This is a genomic window from Pseudomonas sp. D(2018), assembly GCF_005502555.1.
GTDB lineage: Bacteria > Pseudomonadota > Gammaproteobacteria > Pseudomonadales > Pseudomonadaceae > Metapseudomonas > Metapseudomonas resinovorans.
The window spans coordinates 39,778-55,637 of record NZ_SCOK01000007.1; the positions used below are offsets into that span (position 1 = coordinate 39,778).

General features: G+C 65.3%; 17 protein-coding genes and 2 pseudogenes. 17 read left to right on the forward strand and 2 right to left on the reverse strand.

The genetic code is table 11. The annotated features are described in order from the left end of the window. Positions 1-193: 193 nt before the first annotated feature. From FFS60_RS07180 to FFS60_RS07190, 3 genes are all read left to right on the forward strand, one after another. Positions 194-2,137, forward strand: coding sequence for an alkaline phosphatase D family protein (locus FFS60_RS07180; RefSeq protein WP_137821548.1), 1,944 nt, complete (start codon positions 194-196; stop codon positions 2,135-2,137). Positions 2,138-2,166: 29 nt separating this feature from the next. Then, positions 2,167-2,592: a group II truncated hemoglobin gene (locus tag FFS60_RS07185; RefSeq protein ID WP_171016497.1), complete on the forward strand. Its 426-nt coding sequence runs from the start codon at positions 2,167-2,169 to the stop codon at positions 2,590-2,592. A gap of 84 nt (positions 2,593-2,676) precedes the next feature. Beyond that, the gene (locus FFS60_RS07190) at positions 2,677-3,105 is read left to right on the forward strand and encodes a MarR family winged helix-turn-helix transcriptional regulator (RefSeq protein ID WP_137821549.1); all 429 of its coding nucleotides are present in this window, start codon (positions 2,677-2,679) and stop codon (positions 3,103-3,105) included. 68 nt (positions 3,106-3,173) lie between these two features. Here FFS60_RS07190 and FFS60_RS07195 read toward each other — a convergent pair whose 3' ends face one another. Together FFS60_RS07195 and FFS60_RS07200 are read right to left on the reverse strand one after the other, a co-directional pair. Further along, on the reverse strand, positions 3,174-4,145 hold the full coding sequence (locus FFS60_RS07195; protein WP_137821550.1) for an AraC family transcriptional regulator: 972 nt from the start codon (positions 4,143-4,145) through the stop codon (positions 3,174-3,176). A gap of 25 nt (positions 4,146-4,170) precedes the next feature. Continuing rightward, positions 4,171-4,374: a hypothetical protein gene (locus FFS60_RS07200; RefSeq protein WP_137821551.1), complete on the reverse strand. Its 204-nt coding sequence runs from the start codon at positions 4,372-4,374 to the stop codon at positions 4,171-4,173. Between FFS60_RS07200 and FFS60_RS07205 the strand changes: the two genes are divergently transcribed. From FFS60_RS07205 to FFS60_RS29405, 14 genes and pseudogenes are all read left to right on the forward strand, one after another. Beyond that, entirely contained in the window at positions 4,373-4,645 is a 273-nt protein-coding gene (locus FFS60_RS07205) for a DUF4242 domain-containing protein (protein WP_028627991.1), read from the forward strand. The genes FFS60_RS07200 and FFS60_RS07205 overlap by 2 nt on opposite strands. Positions 4,646-4,653: 8 nt before the next feature. After that, the gene (locus tag FFS60_RS07210; protein ID WP_137821552.1) at positions 4,654-5,466 is read left to right on the forward strand and encodes a class I SAM-dependent methyltransferase; all 813 of its coding nucleotides are present in this window, start codon (positions 4,654-4,656) and stop codon (positions 5,464-5,466) included. Between the two features lie 163 nt (positions 5,467-5,629). Continuing rightward, a complete protein-coding gene (locus FFS60_RS07215) occupies positions 5,630-6,100 on the forward strand; it encodes an Lrp/AsnC family transcriptional regulator (RefSeq protein ID WP_137821553.1) in 471 nt (156 codons plus the stop codon). Between the two features lie 465 nt (positions 6,101-6,565). Continuing rightward, positions 6,566-7,912 carry an APC family permease gene (locus tag FFS60_RS07220; protein WP_371926381.1) on the forward strand — a complete coding sequence of 449 codons (1,347 nt, stop codon included), beginning with the start codon at positions 6,566-6,568 and terminating at the stop codon, positions 7,910-7,912. Positions 7,913-7,941: 29 nt separating this feature from the next. Next, on the forward strand, positions 7,942-8,781 hold the full coding sequence (locus tag FFS60_RS07225) for a polysaccharide deacetylase (RefSeq protein ID WP_137821555.1): 840 nt from the start codon (positions 7,942-7,944) through the stop codon (positions 8,779-8,781). Then, positions 8,778-9,851: a C45 family peptidase gene (locus FFS60_RS07230; RefSeq protein ID WP_218570589.1), complete on the forward strand. Its 1,074-nt coding sequence runs from the start codon at positions 8,778-8,780 to the stop codon at positions 9,849-9,851. The genes FFS60_RS07225 and FFS60_RS07230 overlap by 4 nt, the downstream gene beginning before the upstream one ends. A gap of 35 nt (positions 9,852-9,886) precedes the next feature. Next, positions 9,887-10,303 carry a VOC family protein gene (locus FFS60_RS28865; protein ID WP_218570590.1) on the forward strand — a complete coding sequence of 139 codons (417 nt, stop codon included), beginning with the start codon at positions 9,887-9,889 and terminating at the stop codon, positions 10,301-10,303. Positions 10,304-10,325: 22 nt separating this feature from the next. After that, the gene (locus FFS60_RS07235; RefSeq protein WP_137821556.1) at positions 10,326-11,141 is read left to right on the forward strand and encodes an SDR family NAD(P)-dependent oxidoreductase; all 816 of its coding nucleotides are present in this window, start codon (positions 10,326-10,328) and stop codon (positions 11,139-11,141) included. A gap of 36 nt (positions 11,142-11,177) precedes the next feature. After that, positions 11,178-12,194 (forward strand): Rieske 2Fe-2S domain-containing protein, encoded by a 1,017-nt coding sequence (locus FFS60_RS07240; RefSeq protein ID WP_137821557.1) that lies wholly within the window; start codon positions 11,178-11,180, stop codon positions 12,192-12,194. Next, the gene (locus tag FFS60_RS07245; protein ID WP_137821558.1) at positions 12,191-13,153 is read left to right on the forward strand and encodes a PDR/VanB family oxidoreductase; all 963 of its coding nucleotides are present in this window, start codon (positions 12,191-12,193) and stop codon (positions 13,151-13,153) included. Before FFS60_RS07240 ends, FFS60_RS07245 begins: the two co-directional genes overlap by 4 nt. Before the next feature lie 15 nt (positions 13,154-13,168). Then, complete coding sequence (locus tag FFS60_RS07250) at positions 13,169-14,068, forward strand: cation diffusion facilitator family transporter (RefSeq protein WP_137821559.1); 900 nt, start codon at positions 13,169-13,171, stop codon at positions 14,066-14,068. Between the two features lie 38 nt (positions 14,069-14,106). Further along, positions 14,107-14,838 (forward strand): TorF family putative porin, encoded by a 732-nt coding sequence (locus FFS60_RS07255; RefSeq protein ID WP_137821560.1) that lies wholly within the window; start codon positions 14,107-14,109, stop codon positions 14,836-14,838. A 44-nt stretch (positions 14,839-14,882) separates the two neighbouring features. Continuing rightward, positions 14,883-15,605: pseudogene (locus FFS60_RS07260) on the forward strand (PAS domain-containing protein); the annotation flags it as partial. Next, positions 15,579-15,842: pseudogene (locus FFS60_RS29405) on the forward strand (methyl-accepting chemotaxis protein); the annotation flags it as partial. The pseudogenes FFS60_RS07260 and FFS60_RS29405, both read left to right, overlap by 27 nt. Positions 15,843-15,860 lie beyond the last annotated feature (18 nt).

Genomic DNA, 15,860 nt, shown 5'->3' on the forward strand with positions numbered 1-15,860 from the left:
CGTTCCATCAGGACTGGGTGGCTGGCGGCTCCGAGGCGCCAGCGCGGGGTATCCGAAGCATGCTAGAAGCGCAGGCGGAAACTGCCAAACGATTTAAACGCACTACTCGGGTGAGTTTTTTTCAAGCCTTTTCGGAGCCCCGATGCCACTCGCGGTATCCTGTAGCGCTCGCTCGCACAGGCCCGATGTTCCAATGTCCGCTGCCCTCTCCCAGGAACACCTCCCTCCCGTTCTCGCCGGCCCCATGCTGCGCCGGATCGAAGCCCGCCGCCTGGTGTTCTGGCTGGTCGGCTCGCGCAGGCTGGCGCCAACGCTGCGCCTCTCCCTGGAAGGGGGCGTCGAGTACCCGCTGGGCGCGGACTGCTGTCGGGTGATCCCCTTCGGGCGGCACGCCTACTTGCACTTGATCGACCTGCGGCTGGAGACCTCGCTGCCCCTGGACCAGCAGATCGACTACGACCTGTTGATCGACGGCGCCGGTATTGCCGAGTGGGCGCCTCATCTGATTTACGACGAGGCGAGCCAGCCCGGCTTCGTCCTACGCTCGCGCATCGACCAGCTGCTTCATGGCTCCTGCCGCAAGCCACACTACCCAGCGGATGACGGCCTGCTCTGCGCCGATCGCCTACTGGCAGCTGGGCCCGCACCTGAACAGCGACCCGCCCTGCTGATGCTGAGCGGCGACCAGGTTTACACCGACGACGTCGCCGGTCCCATGCTGCGGGCCATCCATCAGTTGATTGCACGACTCGGGCTGTTCGATGAACGCCTGGACGGCGCCGTGGTGAGCGACAGCAGGGCGCTGTATGCGCACCCTGCTGGCTACTACCACCGGGCCGACCTGCTGCCCGCGCTGGAAAGCAACGAAACGCTGCGCGAGCGTTTCTTTGGCGGCGCACGCAAACCCATCTTCACCAGCAGCAACGCCGAGAACCATCTGGTGACCCTGGCCGAAGTACTGGCCATGTACTTGTTGGTCTGGTCGCCCGTGCCCTGGACGCTGATCGAATCGCAGATTCCCGTCCTGGCGCCCAAGAAGGCCGAGCGCTACCGCCTGGAAGAGTCGCGCCTGGAGGGTTTCCGAGCGGGGCTTCCCGGTGCCGCGCGCGTGTTCGCCCACCTGCCGACGCTGATGATCTTCGACGACCACGACATCACCGACGACTGGAACCTTTCGGCCCAGTGGGAGCAGACCGCCTACGGCCATCCGTTCTCCAAACGCATCATCGGCAATGCGCTGCTGGCCTATATGCTCTGCCAGGGCTGGGGCAACGATCCGGCCGCCTTCGCCGAACTGCTGGACCGGACCGAGTCGCTGGCCGCCACGGCCGCTGATGACAACACCCTGAACAGCACGACCCTGGATGGACTGATCGACCGCCTGATCACCTTCAACCGCTGGCAATACGTGCTGCCTACTACGCCGGCGCTGGTGGTGCTGGACACCCGTACCCGCCGCTGGCGCAGCGAAATCAATCTCAAGCGCCCCTCTGGCCTGCTGGACTGGGAAGCATTGAGCGAGCTGCAGCAGGACCTGCTGGACCACCCTTCGGCCATCATCGTGTCACCGGCCCCGGTATTCGGGGTCAAGCTGATCGAGACGGTACAGCGGGTGTTCAGCTGGCTGGGCCACCCGCTGCTGGTGGACGCGGAGAACTGGATGGCCCACCGCGGCGCGGCCCAGGTGATCCTCAACATCTTCCGCCACTCGCGCACGCCGGGCTCCTACGTGATTCTCTCCGGCGACGTGCACTATTCCTTCGTCTACGAAGTGCTGATCCGCCATCGCCAGCAAGGCCCGAAGATCTGGCAGATCACCAGCAGCGGCATCAAGAACGAATTCCCGCGCCGCCTGCTGGATGTGTTCGACCGCCTCAACCGCTGGCTCTACTCGCCGCGCTCGCCGCTGAACTGGTTCACCAAGCGCCGCCCGATGAAGGTGATGCCGCGCACGCCGGAGCACAGCAAGGCCGGTGAGCGGCTGTGGAATTCCGCAGGCCTTGGCCAGGTGTTCTTCGATCTGGAGGGCCGGCCGACGCGCATCTTCCAGCTCAACGCCAACGGCACCGAGCCCACCGAATTCCTCGAAGAGCGCGCCGACGAGGCGGATGAACATCCCGTGGCCCGGCGAGTATGATGCCTCCTCGCTCTTCTGACGGCCCTTCCATGAATACGACTCCCCCCTTCGGCACCGGTGACGCCTCCTACCAGGCCGCCGGTGGCATCGACGGCCTGCGCCGGCTGGTCGACGACTTCTACCGCCTGATGGACGAGCTGCCCGAAGCGGCCGACCTGCGCCGCCTGCACCCGGAAAGCCTGGAACTGTCCCGCGACAAGCTGGCCTGCTTCCTCAGCGGCTGGCTGGGCGGGCCAAAGCTGTTCAGCGAGAAGTACGGTTCCATCTCCATTCCGTCCTTTCACGCCCAATGGCCAATCGACGAATCCCTCAGCGCTGCCTGGCTGGGCTGCATGGAACGCGCCATCGCCCTGCAGCCCTTCTCACCGGCGTTCGCCGACTACCTGCTGGCGCAGTTGCGAGTGCCAGCCCATCGGGCAGTGCAGGCTAGCCGCGCACGGCATTCGGGTACGTAATCCAACGACGTCGTTCTCGGGCTTTTGACGGCCTCACGAGCACGCCCCTATAGTCAGCACCGCTTATCATATGGAGACCTTCCAATGCCCCCTCGTGACGAGAACTTCGGCTTTCTCCTCGCCGATGTCTCCCGGCTGATGCGCAGGTCCTTCGAGCGGCGCCTCACCGGCAGCACGCTGACACTCAGCCAGGCCCGCGCCCTGGCCCATATTTCGCGCAACGAGGGCTGCCGCCAGGTGGAGCTGGCCGACCAGTTGGAGGTCAAACCCATCACCCTCGCCCGGCTGCTCGACCAGTTGGAACAGGCCGGACTCGTGGAGCGCCGGCCCGATCCCGTGGACCGCCGCGCCTACCGCCTCTACCTGAGGGAAAAGGCCGAGCAGGCCCTGCTGGATATCCGCGAGGTCGCCGCCGCCACGCATGCCGACGCACTGCGCAATCTCTCCGGGGCTGAAGCCGATGCACTCGCCAGTGCGCTGCGCAAGATGCGCGAGAACCTGTCCTCCCGTTGATTCCCAGCGCTACCCCAAGTCATCGCAAGCGTTCGCCAAGCCGGACACCCACGCAATTACTGAGTGAGTTAACCCGCAGGCTGGCGACGTAGCTGATTGCGCCGCCAGGCCGCGGGTGGCGCCCCGAACTCGCGGCGAAACGCACGACTGAAGGCCGTGTCGGTCTGGTAGCCGACATCTTCGGCGATGCGCGCCAAGGGGGCGTTGCTGCGGCGCAGCAGGTTGGCGGCCAGCAGCATCCGCCATTGGGTCAGGTACTGCATGGGCGAGCTGCCCACCATCTGCTGGAAGCGCTCTGCCAGGACCGAACGCGACGTGCCGGCGGTACGGGCCAGATCTTCCAGGGTCCAGGCCTGGGCCGGGCACCTGTGCAGGGCATTGAGCGCCGTGCCGACGATGCGGTCGCCCAGCCCCACCAGCCAACCGGTGCGCCCTTCAGCCTGTTCGTTCATGTACAGGCGTAGCACCTCGATGAACAACACCTCGGCCAGTTTGGCCAGCACCCCCTCGCCGCCCGGCCGCGGCGACTTGGCCTCGGACAGGGCATAGCGCACCGAAGCCTCCAGCCAAGGGCCGGCACTGGATTCCCGTACATTCACGCGCACCAGCGGGGGCAGCCCGGCCAGTAGCATGTCCGCCAGGCGCGCATCGCACGCCAGGTAGCCACACACCAGACGAGTGATCGCGCCACCCCCGCCATAGGCCAGTTGTCGCGGCCGGCGAGCCAGCACCTCGTCGAGGCGACCACCCGTGGCCGGCGGCAGTCCGGGCTGTGACGTCATGCGATGGGCGTGGCCCTGTGGAAAGAGCACCACATCGCCCGCCACCAGGTGCACGGGGGAGGCGTGGCCAAGCTCGACGAAGCATTCACCTGCGGTAATCAGATGGAAGATCACCACCCGCTCGGCGCCGGGCTCCAGCAAAGGCGCTACCGAGTCGGCACGCGGCGACTGGTAGCACCAGGGCGCACTGAACCTGGCGTTGATGAAGATGGCGCCGACCAGGCGGACGACGCGCAGGGTTTCCGATAGAGCGTCCATCAGCCCTCACCTCCGGCGGCATTCCTCAAATTCTGGGCGTCCACAGGCGTTTGCAGAGCCCGGCCGGATAAATGGCCATGCTCAGGCGGACGATCGGATAGTCCTTGCCGACGCTCGGGCAGGACGACGCAGCAACAGAGGCGGATAGTTCGCCTGCACGCCCCTTGCGGCCCCATCCACTAAAGGCGTGCATGGAATACCCGAGAAAGCCAAGAAACGAGGTCACCATGCCCAAGTTCCTCATCGAAAGAGAGATACCGGAAGCTGGAAAACTCACGGAACGAGACCTCAAGGCCATATCACAGAAGTCCTGCCGAGTACTCCGAGAACTCGGTCCAGAGGTGCAATGGGTCCAGAGCTACGTCACCGACGACAAGCTGTACTGCGTCTACATAGCCGCCAGCGAGGAGCTGGTGAGAGAGCACGCCCAGCAGGGCGGCTTTCCCGCCAATCGCATTTCCCGCATCAGCTCGATCATCGACCCGACCACCGCCGAATGAGTCCCGAAATGACCACCGCAACTGATCTCAATGCTCTGAAAAGCCGTCAGATGGCCTCCTGGGCCAGCGGCGACTACGCCGTGATCGGCACCACCCTGCAACTGGTCGGCGAGCTGCTGGCCGAAGCCTGCGACCTTCGCCATGGCGAATCGGTACTGGACGTCGCCGCCGGCAACGGCAACGCGACCCTGGCCGCCGCACGCCGTGGCGCACGGGTAACCTCAACCGACTACGTCCCGGCGCTGCTGGAGCGTGGCAGGGAGCGTGCCCAGGCGGATCATCTGGAAGTGAGTTTCCAGACAGCCGACGCCGAGAACCTTCCCTTCGCCGATGCCAGCTTCGACGTGGTGATGTCGACCTTCGGGGTGATGTTCACCCCCGACCAGGCCAAGGCTGCCGCCGAACTGGCACGCGTCTGCCGACCGGGCGGGCGGATAGGCCTGGCGAGCTGGACGCCGGAAGGCTTCATCGGCCAGATGTTCAAGACCCTCGGTCGTCATCTACCGCCCCCGCCGGATGTGCAGCCGCCATCGCGCTGGGGCGTTGAAAGCCACCTGCGTGAACTGTTCGACGACAGTGCACGGGAAATCTCGGTGGCGCGCCGCCTGTTCAACTTCCGCTACCAGTCCGCCGCACACTTCATCGAAGTCTTCCGAACCTGGTACGGCCCGGTGCACAAGGCCTTCGCCGCCCTCCCCGCCGATGGCGCAGTCGCGCTCGAGCGCGACCTGACCGAACTGCTGGAGCGCTATAACCGCGCGGGGCCGGAGTCGCTGATCGTGCCGAGCGAGTACCTGGAGGTGGTGATCACTCGCCGTTGACGGGTGAATCACTTGTAGCCCGGATGCAATCCGGGAAGTTCGTGCAGCAATCCCCGGATTTCATCCGGGCTACAGGCCACCCGTGAGACATCCTGAATTTCCACAAATCTGGTAGCCTCGGGGCTTTCCGCCGTACCGGCCCAGCCAGGGAAGCCCAGGACCCATGCCCACTTCGATTCTCGACCCACTGGACTATGAAATCGTTCGCGAACTGCAGGAGGACGGACGCCGTGCCTTCCGCGAAGTCGCGCGCAACCTGTCGGTCCCTGAAGCCACGGTACGTACGCGGGTGAAGCGGCTGCAGGACCAGGGCATCCTGCAGATCCTCGCCTTCACCAACCCCTCCAAGCTGGGCCAGGCCAAACTCGCACTGCTCTTCGTCTCAGTCGCCCCGCAGGATCACGATCGGGTGGTCGACACCCTCGGGCGCTGGAGTGAAGTCAGCTACCTCTCCACGACCCTTGGCACTGCCGACATCTGCGTTCAGGTCCTCTGCCGCGACGACGAGACCCTCTGGGGGCTGCAGCAGAAAGTGCGCAGCCTGCCCGGCGTACAGGACGTGCAGATGATGCAAGAGGTGAAGGTGCACAAGATCCGCTTCACCATTCCATCGGCGCAACCGGCCGAGGAATGAGCTGATTTCGGACTCGTAGGGTGCGCGCAGCGCACCCTACCGGGTGTTTTTCCTCGGCAACGCCCCATTCCCGTCGACCATTCGTCCGCGCCTTGCGCATTTCAATCCTCACTATTTTGCGCATTGCGCATTTTCCTTCGCGCTATTTTCGCGCATCGCTAACACTGATACTTCCTCCCGCCCGCCGCCACCCCCTTTAGCTCGGGCCTTCCCGGCCGAACTCCGCTTTGGGGCATCAGACGTGCCATTATGGCGCAATGCGTATTTCAATTACGCATACGTTGCGCAATGCGTATTTTTTATCGATTTAAACGTATACATGCGCAACCAAACGGCATAGCATCAAATCATCGCGCGACCTTCCTACAAAACACAGCACAAGATGAGGGCGATGCAATGCACCAGGCCAACACTGGCTCCGAGCCATCGGTAGCACTCGAAAAAACCATTCGCTGGTGGGACGGGGTGGCCATAACCCTGAGCCTGCCGGCAGCTCTATTCGTCGGCCTCGGCTACTCCATCGGCGCCATCGGTGCCTGGGCGGCACTGGCGCTCTGGGCCGCAATCGCCGCCGTGGCTGTCCTACATAACTGGGTCTATTCGGAAATGGGCGCCATGTTCGCCGAGAAATCCGGTGGCATCGCGCTCTACGCCAACGAAGCCTGGAGCCAACGCGTTCCCTGCCTCGGCCCGCTGGCCACTTACGCCTACTGGTTCGCCTGGGCTACAGCCCCCGCCATCTGGGGGTTGGCGGTAGCGCAGATCCTCACCGAACAGTTCTTTCCCAACGCCAGCAACAGCCTGGACCTGGGCGTGATGCAACTCGACCTGCCGCAACTGATCGCCCTGGGCGTGGCGCTGTTCTCCTGGGCGCTGAGCATGGTCAACCTGCGTTTCACGATGATCATCATCACCGCTGCCGGCGTCCTGCTGATGATCCCGGTGCTGCTCTTCAGCGGCAGCTTCCTGGCCAGCGACTGGAGCACCAGCAGCTTCACCTGGCGCATCAGCGCTGACCCCGAGGGCCTGCGCACCGTGCTAGCCTGGCTGTTTGTGATGGCCTGGTCGGCTTACGCGGTAGAAGCAGCTGCGTCCTTCATCCCGGAGTTTCGCGACACCGTGCGTGACACCCGCAAGGCCCTGCGCATTTCCGCGCTGATCCTGCTGCTGGTGTTCACTCTCACCCCGCTGGGCCTGGCGGGCCTGCTGGGCGAACAGGCGCTGGCGGACCATCCCTACGGTTTCCTCCAGATCGGCGCACAAACACTGTTGGGTGGCGGCGCCGCACTGATCACCCTCGTGTTGATCGCCGGCATCCTGGTGCTCTCGGTCATGGGCACCGCCGACGCCGGCCGCGCGCTCTACCAGAGCTCGCTCGATGGCCTGACCATCCGCCAGTTCGGCACCCTCAATCGCTCCGGTGTACCGGCCCGCGCCGTCACCGTGCAGCTGCTGATCAACATTGCCCTGGTGCTGTTCGTTGGTAACGCCCTGGCAGTGATCGTCGCCGGCAACGTCGGCTACGTACTGGCCCACCTCCTGGCGGTGGCCGGTTTCGTGGTGTTGCGCAAAGACCGTCCGGACGCTGCCCGCCCGATTCGCCTGGGCCGTGGCTGGGTCGCTATCGCCGTCGGCCTCGCTCTGTTCGATGGACTGATCCTCGTGATCGGCACCACCAGCGCCTCGATCACCGGCTACGGCGGCCTGAAGGAAGTCGGCATAGCCATCGCCGTGCTCGCCATCTCCCAGGTGCTCTTCCGCCTGCGCCGCCTGCAGGACCGCGCCCAGCCCGCCGCCGCGCCCTTTCACTGATCCTGATAACGCCAGAAGGAACCGCCCTGATGAGCATCGATAACAAGGCCCGACTCGCGTGGCCGAACAAGAGCCCTGTTGCCGTTTCACTGACCTTCGACGTCGACGCCGAAGCCGGATTGCTGGGTGAGAGCCCGAATTTCGCCCGGCGCCTGACCAGCCTTTCCGAGGGTCGTTTCGGCGTCACTCGCGGCGTGCCGCGTATCCTCGAACTGCTGCGCCGTCACAAGATTCCAGCGTCCTTCTTCGTTCCCGGCCATACCGCCGACTTGCACCCGGGGCTGATCGAGCAACTGCTCAAGGATGGCCATGAAGTCGGCCACCACGGTCACATGCACCTGCGCAGCGACCGCATTTCCACCACCGAGCAGGAAGACGAAATGGAGCGGGGGTTGGAAGCCCTGGCCCGAGCTGGCGCGCCGAAACCCGCCGGCTACCGCTCCTCGTCCTGGGAACTGACGCCGGAAACCTTCGAGCTGGTCCTGGCCAAGGGCTTCACCTATGACTCCAGCTGCATGGGCGACGACCGTCCCTACTACGAGACCTGGAACGGCGCCTCCATCCTCGAGCTGCCGGTGCACTGGTCCCTGGACGACTGGCCCATGTTCGGCTGGGGCATCGACAACGGCGGCAACTTCACCCATCCGCGCACCCTCGCCGAAACGTGGCTGGCCGAATACGAGTCGGCCCGCCGCGACGGCCGTCACACCAGTTTTACCATGCACCCGGAAGTCATCGGCCGCGCCGCCCGCTTCGAGCAACTGGAGCGTTTCGTCGAGCGCCTGGCAAGCGATGGCGATGTCTGGTTCGCCCGTCTGGATGCAGTGGCCAAACAGGTCGCTCCGCAACTGCAGCAGGTGGCCAGATGAGTATCCATTTCCGCTCCACCGCCATTGAGCCCGCCGAGCGCGGGCTGGAATTCGGCCGTGTGCATGCAGAGAAGATCCACGCGACGGTCGAGCGCTATCGCGCCCTGTTCCAGCGCGTGGCGACCCGTCCCTACGATCTGCTCGCCCTGGGCAGCCAGGCCCTGGTGCGCACCGCCGCCTTTGCCCCGCCGCTTTATGACGAAGTTCTCGCCATGGCCGAAGGTGCCGCGATCGAGCCCTCATACCTGGGTGCCATCAATGCGCGGACCGAGGTACTCGCTTTCCTCGGTGCCCAGCTGCGCGGTGAGTGCTCCACCGTGGTCCGCCTCGAACCCTTTGGCGGCAACCCCGCAACGGCGCAGACCTGGGACTGGTACGCGGAGTTCGCCGAGCATTGGCTGACCTGGGAAATCCCCCATGCCGACGGCAGCCTGACCACCACCGTCACCGAGTTCGGCATCGTCGGCAAGGCCGGGGTCAACACCCGAGGCCTGGGCGTGCACTTCAACATCCTCCACCACGCCCGCGACGGCCAGGGTATCGGCGTGCCAGTGCACGTGGCCTCGCGCTGGATGCTGGACAGCTGCAACGACATCAACCAGGCCCTGCAACTACTGAGCTCGGCCAAGGTGTCAGCTTCCAGCTCCCTGACCCTGATCGCCGCGAAGGACCGATCCAGCGCTGCCGTCTCGGTGGAACTCCACCCCGGCGGGCCGGGCTTGGTATTTCCCGATGCCGCTGGCCTGCTGGTGCACACCAACCATTTCCTTTCCAGCCCGGCGCGGGAATTCGACACCGAGCCTGCCGCCTGCCCGGACACCCTGGTGCGCCATGACCTGCTGGTGCGGCGCCTGTCCGGCCGCCAAGGCCTGACCCCGCAGAAACTGCTGACCGCACTGAACAGCCATCTGGGCGGCGGTGCCGCACTGTGTTGCCACCCGGACCCTGCGCAACCGGCAGCAGGCCAGTACGCCACCCTGGCGAGCATCGTCATCGACGTCGCCAACGGCACCCTCACCGCCCTTCCCGGTGGCCCTTGTGGCCACCCGGACTGGCTCGACAACCACTGAATCAGGCAATTCGACAACAACAAAGGAGCCATCCCATGCTCAAGCTCAAACGCCTCGACAACATGGACATCCTCACCAACGACGTTCAGCGCCTGGTGGACTTCTACCACGGCACTCTGGGTCTCGGTTTCTTTCTGCCCTACGTGGCCGAAGAGAAGTGGGCCGCCATCGAGATGGGCAACGTCACCCTGTACATCTTCCACACCACCGACACCACGCCGGTGGAGCGCCGCACCGCTGTGAACCTGGAAGACAAGCCGGGCTTAGACTCCTTCGCCTTCGAGGTGGAGAGCCTCGACGCCGCCCTCGACTACCTCGACGGCAAGGTGGAATGGGTGACCGCCGAGCCCATCGAATGGCAGCACCCCAACGGCACCCATTACCGCTACCGCCCGATGTTCGACCCGGACGGCAACATGCTCTACGTCACCGAGCCACACAAGACCGTCTGACCGCCCCCACCGGAGAAACCCCATGACTGCTGCAACCCAAGGGGCCCTGGCTACCCAGGCGCCCGAGGCGGTGCTCGCCCTGTCACCAGCCGCCCAACGCCTGGAAGGCCGTATCGCCCTCGTCACCGGAGCCGGCCGAGGCGCTGGTCGTGCCCACGCCCGCCTGCTGGCCTCCCGTGGCGCGGCGGTGGCCATCGTCGATATCGATGAAGACGTGGCGCATGCCACCGCAGCCGAAATCGAAGCCACCGGTGGCCGCGCTATCGCCCTGGTGGCCGACATCACCGACCGAAACCTGGCCGAGCGCCTGGTGGCGGAAGTGGCGGAAACCCTCGGTGGGATCGACATCCTCGTGCACAACGCCGGGATGATGTACTCGCTCAAAGGGCTGGCCGATACCGACGACGCCAACTTCGACCGCCTGCTGGCGATCAACGTCCACGCACCGCTCTACCTCACCCGCGCCGCCCTGCCACACCTGCGCAAGAGCCGCGCCCCGCGCGTGATCTTCATCAACTCGCAGTGGGGCCAGGTACCCGACGGCCACTCCTACGGCTACATGGTCGGCAAGGCCGCCCAGCTGGGCCTGATGAAGACCATGGCCAAGGAGTTCGTCAGCGAGGGAATCCTGGTCAACGCCATCACCCCCGGCGCCATCCTCACCCGCATGGTTCCGGAGGAGTACGTGAGAGGCGAGAAGGCCAACATCCCGCTGGGCCGCCTGGTCCACCCCGAGGAAATCGCCGCCGCCGTGGCCTTCCTCGCATCCGACGAAGCCGCGTTCATTGCTGGCCAGGCCCTGCCGGTGAACGGCGGTGCCCTGGTCGTCGGCATCTGAATCCGAGAACAAGAAATACGCCGTGAGGACCTACCCATGAACACACCCCTTCCGCAACGCCAGCGCGCCGAACAGGCCATGCGCCGCCAATGGTTCCCGGTCGCCCGTTCAGCTGACCTGGCCACCCCGCAATCCGCCACCCTGCTGAGTCAGCGCCTTGTGGTATACCGCACTGAATCCGGCAAGGCCGTGGTGCAGGACGCGCGCTGCCCGCACCGCGGCGCCGACTTCGCCCTGGGCAAGGTGCATGGCGAGAACATTGCCTGCCCCTATCACGGCTGGCAGTTCAGCGCCGAGAACGGCAAGTGCAGCCACATCCCATCGCTGGAAGACCAGTGCAAGATCCCGCCACAGGCCGCCATTCGCACCTATCCCGCCATCGAGCGCTTCGCCCATGTCTGGACCGTGCTGGAAGAGCCCGCCATGGAACTCTATGACCCGGCCCAGTGGCAGGGCCTGGAGCTGGACTGGCTGGCCGCCACGCCGCTGGAGTCGCCCACTGGCGTCGCCGTGGCCATCGAGAACTTCCGCGATGTCGCTCACTTCCCCTTCGTCCACGAAGTCTCCATGGGCCCGAGCAAGCACGTGGTCGAGCCGCTGAACGTCAAGCGCGAAGGCATGGACATCTGGATGCAGCGGCCACTGGATGCCGGTGACGGCGACTGGGCCAACGATGGCGACTGCATGATGTTCTATCACTGCGTAGCGCCCGGCCTGGCGAGCATCACCTACGACTACGAGCGCCTGGGCAAGCGCATCGTCGCTGGCTTCCCCAGCCCGGTGGCCTACGACGAGGTGAAGATCTTCTGGGGCGTTGCCAACGAGCGCGACTACAAGGGCCTGGACCTCGAGGAATGCCTGCGCATCGAGGAGATGGTCTATCTGGAGGACATGCCCATCGCCGCCGGCATCTGGCCGCGCGAAATCGATTGGGACGGTGTCTTCGTCGAGCACTCGGTACCCGCCGACCTCTTCACGCTCAACTACCGCCGCGCCTTCCGCGAGTTCATTGAGCGCGCGAACCAGCCAGCGGCACCGCAGGTGACGCCGTGAGCGCCCTGGCTGCGCAGCTCGAGGTACAGATCACTGGCATGCGGCTGGAAGCCGAAGGCGTGATCGCGCTCGAACTGCAGGCGGCCGACCGCGCCCCGCTGCCGGAATGGAGCCCGGGGGCGCACATCGACCTGCTGCTGCCGTCGGGGCTGGTGCGCCAGTACTCGCTGTACGGCGATCCGCAGGACCGTACGCGACTGCGCATCGGCGTACTGCTGGAGGCCAAGGGGCGAGGCGGCTCGCGGGAAGTGCACGAAAGCCTGCGGGTCGGCCAGCGCATCGCCATGCGTGGCCCGCGCAATGCCTTCCCGCTCGCCACCGGCCAGCGCTACTTGTTCGTCGCAGGGGGGATCGGCATCACGCCGATCCTCGCCATGGCCCGCGAGGCTCAGCGCGCCGGCGCCGACTGGCAACTGGTCTACGGTGGCCGTTCGCGCAGTTCCATGGCCTTCATCGATGAGCTGTTGGCCCTGGGCGGAGAACGAGTATCCATCCAGCCCGCCGATGAGACGGGCCTGCTGGACCTGGAAGAGATCGCCGCCCGCGCAGCCGATGGCCGCCACGTATACAGCTGTGGCCCGGCCCCGTTGCTGGACGCACTGACCGAGCGCTTCAAGGTGGACGGCCTGAGCGATCGGCTGCATCTGGAGCGTTTCGCCCCTGCGGCGCCAGCGCCCTACGCCGGCAACGGCCAGGGACTGACAGTGATCCTCGCCCGCAGCGGCCGCGAGGTGGCCGTAGCGGACGACCTTTCGATCATGCAGGCCCTGCGCGAAGCCGGCTGCAACGTGTCGTCCTCCTGCGAACAGGGCGTGTGCGGCATGTGCGAGACCCGCGTGCTGGCTGGCGAAATCGATCACCGCGACATGCTGCTGACCGATGCCGAGCGCGCTCGCAACAACGTCATGATGGTCTGCGTCTCCCGCGCGCGGACGCCGACCCTCACCCTGGACCTTTGAAGGAGGCAACTCGGGATGGCCGGGACCGAACAGCGCATCCTCAAGGTATCGATCCTGGCCACCGCCCTGGTGGCCTGTGGCGGCATCGTCTTCGGCCTCTGGGCCGAGTCGCAATCCATCGTCTTCGACGGGCTGTTCAACGCCATCGATTCCTGCATGGCACTGCTTTCGCTGATGGTCTCGCGGCTTCTGGTGAAGCAGCCGGGCCGGCGTTTCCAGCAGGGCTACTGGCATTTCGAGCCGCTGGTGCTGGCGCTCAATGGCAGCGTGCTCGTGCTGCTCTGCGTCTATGCACTGATCAACTCGGTCAGCGGCCTATTGCGCGGTGGACACGCCCTGGCGTTCGACACGGCGCTGATCTACGCACTGGTCACGTTGGCCTGTTCGGCGATGATGCTCGGCTACCAGCGACGTCGCAACCGTAGCCTGAAGTCCGAACTGATCCAGCTCGACATTCAGAGCTGGCTGATCTCCACCCTGATCACCGCGGCCCTGCTGCTGGCCTTCGTTGCCGGAATCCTGTTGCAAGGCACGCCCTGGCAATGGCTCGCCCCCTACATCGACCCGGCCGTCCTCGCGCTGCTTTCGCTGCTGCTGATACCTGGCCCACTGCGAACGGTGGTCAAGGCGCTGAAGCAGGTCCTGCGCATCACCCCTGAAGCGCTGGACCACGAGATCAGCGGGCTGATGACGGACATGACCCGACGCTATGGCTTCGAGTGCAGTTCCCACTCGGTCGCCCAGATCGGCCGGGGACTGTTCGTGGAAATCCAGATCGTGCTGCCCGACGCGATGGACCGCTGGAGGGTGTCCGAACTGGATGCCGTACGCGCAGAGATCGCCGCCGCCATAGGCCGCGAAGGCCCCAACCGCTGGCTGGCGATCGCCTTCACTCGTGATCGCCGCTGGATCTGATCCACCCACCGCTAAAAGAAGAAAAAGGAGAAAGTCCCTTGAACCACGCCCTGAAAATGGCCGTGGCCGGCACCCTGCTGGCCAACTGCAACCTCAGCCAGGCGATTACCCTCAACGATGATTTCAGTGTGACCCTGGAGGCTAGCTTGTTCAGTGACTACCGCATGCGCGGCCTGTCCCAGACCCTCGGTGACCCGGCGATCCAAGGCTCGGCCACCCTGCTCCACAGTAGCGGCCTCTATGTCGGGGCCTGGAGCTCGAACGTCGACTTCGGAGGAAACAGCAAGACCCACCAGGAACTGGACGGCTACGCCGGCTACTACTGGCAGGCCACCGACGACGTGAGCCTGGATGTCGCCTGGTACAAGTACGTCTATCCCAAGGAAGGCCGCCTGAATTACAGCGAGTACTTCGCCGAGCTGAAGGCCTACGGCGCCAAGGTCGGCGGCTACTACTCCGACGACCTCTACGGCGACCAGAGCATGCTCTACAGCTACCTCGGCTACGGGTTCAGCCTGCCCGGTGAGGTCAGCCTGGAAGCCCGCTACGGCTGGGTGGACTACAAGGACCCGGTGTGGATTTCCGCCAGCGGCAGCGCCCGTGACAGCTACAACGAGTGGGAAGTGAAGCTCGGCAAGAGCCTGTTCGGTCTCGACTGGTCCCTGAGCTACATCGATACCGACCTTTCCCAGGCCGAGTGCAGCAACTACCTCGGCTTCGACGACCTCTGCTCCGCCACGCTGGTGGCCGGAGTCAGCAAGACCTTCTGAGTGGTGGCGTGCGTCGTGCGCGGCGTACGCCCGGAGTCTCCATCATGTGGTTCAACAACGAGTCCGCGCGGCTGGTGCCGCAACTGTCCGAATGGATCGCCCGCCTGCTTAACGGCCAGCCCATCGAGCCCAGCGGGCAACTGGCCGTCCATCCCGCCCTCCGCCAGTCGCTGGAGCGACTGCAGCTGGCCTGGCGACAACAGCGCGCCGCGCTCGAGAGCCGCGAGCCACCGCCCTGCACCGAGGAAGAGTTCACTTCTCTGCAACGCCAGCTCGACGACAGCATCGGCCAGGAGGCGCTGCTCCACGCCCAGCTCGACGCCGCGCGCCAACTGCTAGGGGAACAACAGCTGCGCCTTGCGCACTGGGACCAGGAACAGCGCGCCTGGGAACTGACGCGCCAGACGCTCACCGAAGGTAGCTGGGACCTGCTGGTGTCCAATGGCGACGCGGACCATCCGCAAAGCCGCATCCGCTGGTCCGAGCAGTTCTGCGCCCTGATCGGCTACAGCCGCACCGAACTGCCCGATGGCTGGGACAGCTACAACCAGGTCACCCACCCCGACGACCTCAAGCAAGTGATGCGGTGCTTCGGCGAGCTGATCCGCGATCCATCACCAGATGCGTCCTACGTGGCCGAGTACCGCATGCGCCACAAGACCCGTGGCGAGATCTGGTTCCGCGAGCGCGCACGCTGTCTACGGGACGAGTGCGGCGTGCTGTTGCGGGTAACCGGGGCGGTGCGCGACATCAGCGATGAGAAGCAGGCCGAGGCCGCGCGCCAGCGGGAACAGGCAGCGATGCAGGCCACCTACGGCCAGATCGCCCAGGTGGTGGGTGTGATCAAGGCCATCGCCGACCAGACCAACCTCCTGGCGCTCAACGCCGCGATCGAAGCGGCCCGCGCCGGGGAAGTCGGTCGGGGATTCTCGGTGGTGGCGGACGAAGTAAAGAACCTCGCTCGCCGTACCCGGGTGGCCACCCAGGAAATCCAGGACATGCTGGAGCGGCGCTGACGCCGG

Bases quoted from the DNA above. Each gene is read 5' to 3' on its own strand.
- FFS60_RS07180 (WP_137821548.1), top strand. From the start codon at position 194: ATGTCCGCTGCCCTCTCCCAGGAACACCTCCCTCCCGTTCTCGCCGGC.
- FFS60_RS07185 (WP_171016497.1), top strand. From the start codon at position 2,167: ATGAATACGACTCCCCCCTTCGGCACCGGTGACGCCTCCTACCAGGCC.
- FFS60_RS07190 (WP_137821549.1), top strand. From the start codon at position 2,677: ATGCCCCCTCGTGACGAGAACTTCGGCTTTCTCCTCGCCGATGTCTCC.
- FFS60_RS07195 (WP_137821550.1), bottom strand. From the start codon at position 4,145: ATGGACGCTCTATCGGAAACCCTGCGCGTCGTCCGCCTGGTCGGCGCC.
- FFS60_RS07205 (WP_028627991.1), top strand. From the start codon at position 4,373: ATGCCCAAGTTCCTCATCGAAAGAGAGATACCGGAAGCTGGAAAACTC.
- FFS60_RS07200 (WP_137821551.1), bottom strand. From the start codon at position 4,374: ATGGTGACCTCGTTTCTTGGCTTTCTCGGGTATTCCATGCACGCCTTT.
- FFS60_RS07210 (WP_137821552.1), top strand. From the start codon at position 4,654: ATGACCACCGCAACTGATCTCAATGCTCTGAAAAGCCGTCAGATGGCC.
- FFS60_RS07215 (WP_137821553.1), top strand. From the start codon at position 5,630: ATGCCCACTTCGATTCTCGACCCACTGGACTATGAAATCGTTCGCGAA.
- FFS60_RS07225 (WP_137821555.1), top strand. From the start codon at position 7,942: ATGAGCATCGATAACAAGGCCCGACTCGCGTGGCCGAACAAGAGCCCT.
- FFS60_RS07230 (WP_218570589.1), top strand. From the start codon at position 8,778: ATGAGTATCCATTTCCGCTCCACCGCCATTGAGCCCGCCGAGCGCGGG.
- FFS60_RS28865 (WP_218570590.1), top strand. From the start codon at position 9,887: ATGCTCAAGCTCAAACGCCTCGACAACATGGACATCCTCACCAACGAC.
- FFS60_RS07235 (WP_137821556.1), top strand. From the start codon at position 10,326: ATGACTGCTGCAACCCAAGGGGCCCTGGCTACCCAGGCGCCCGAGGCG.
- FFS60_RS07240 (WP_137821557.1), top strand. From the start codon at position 11,178: ATGAACACACCCCTTCCGCAACGCCAGCGCGCCGAACAGGCCATGCGC.
- FFS60_RS07250 (WP_137821559.1), top strand. From the start codon at position 13,169: ATGGCCGGGACCGAACAGCGCATCCTCAAGGTATCGATCCTGGCCACC.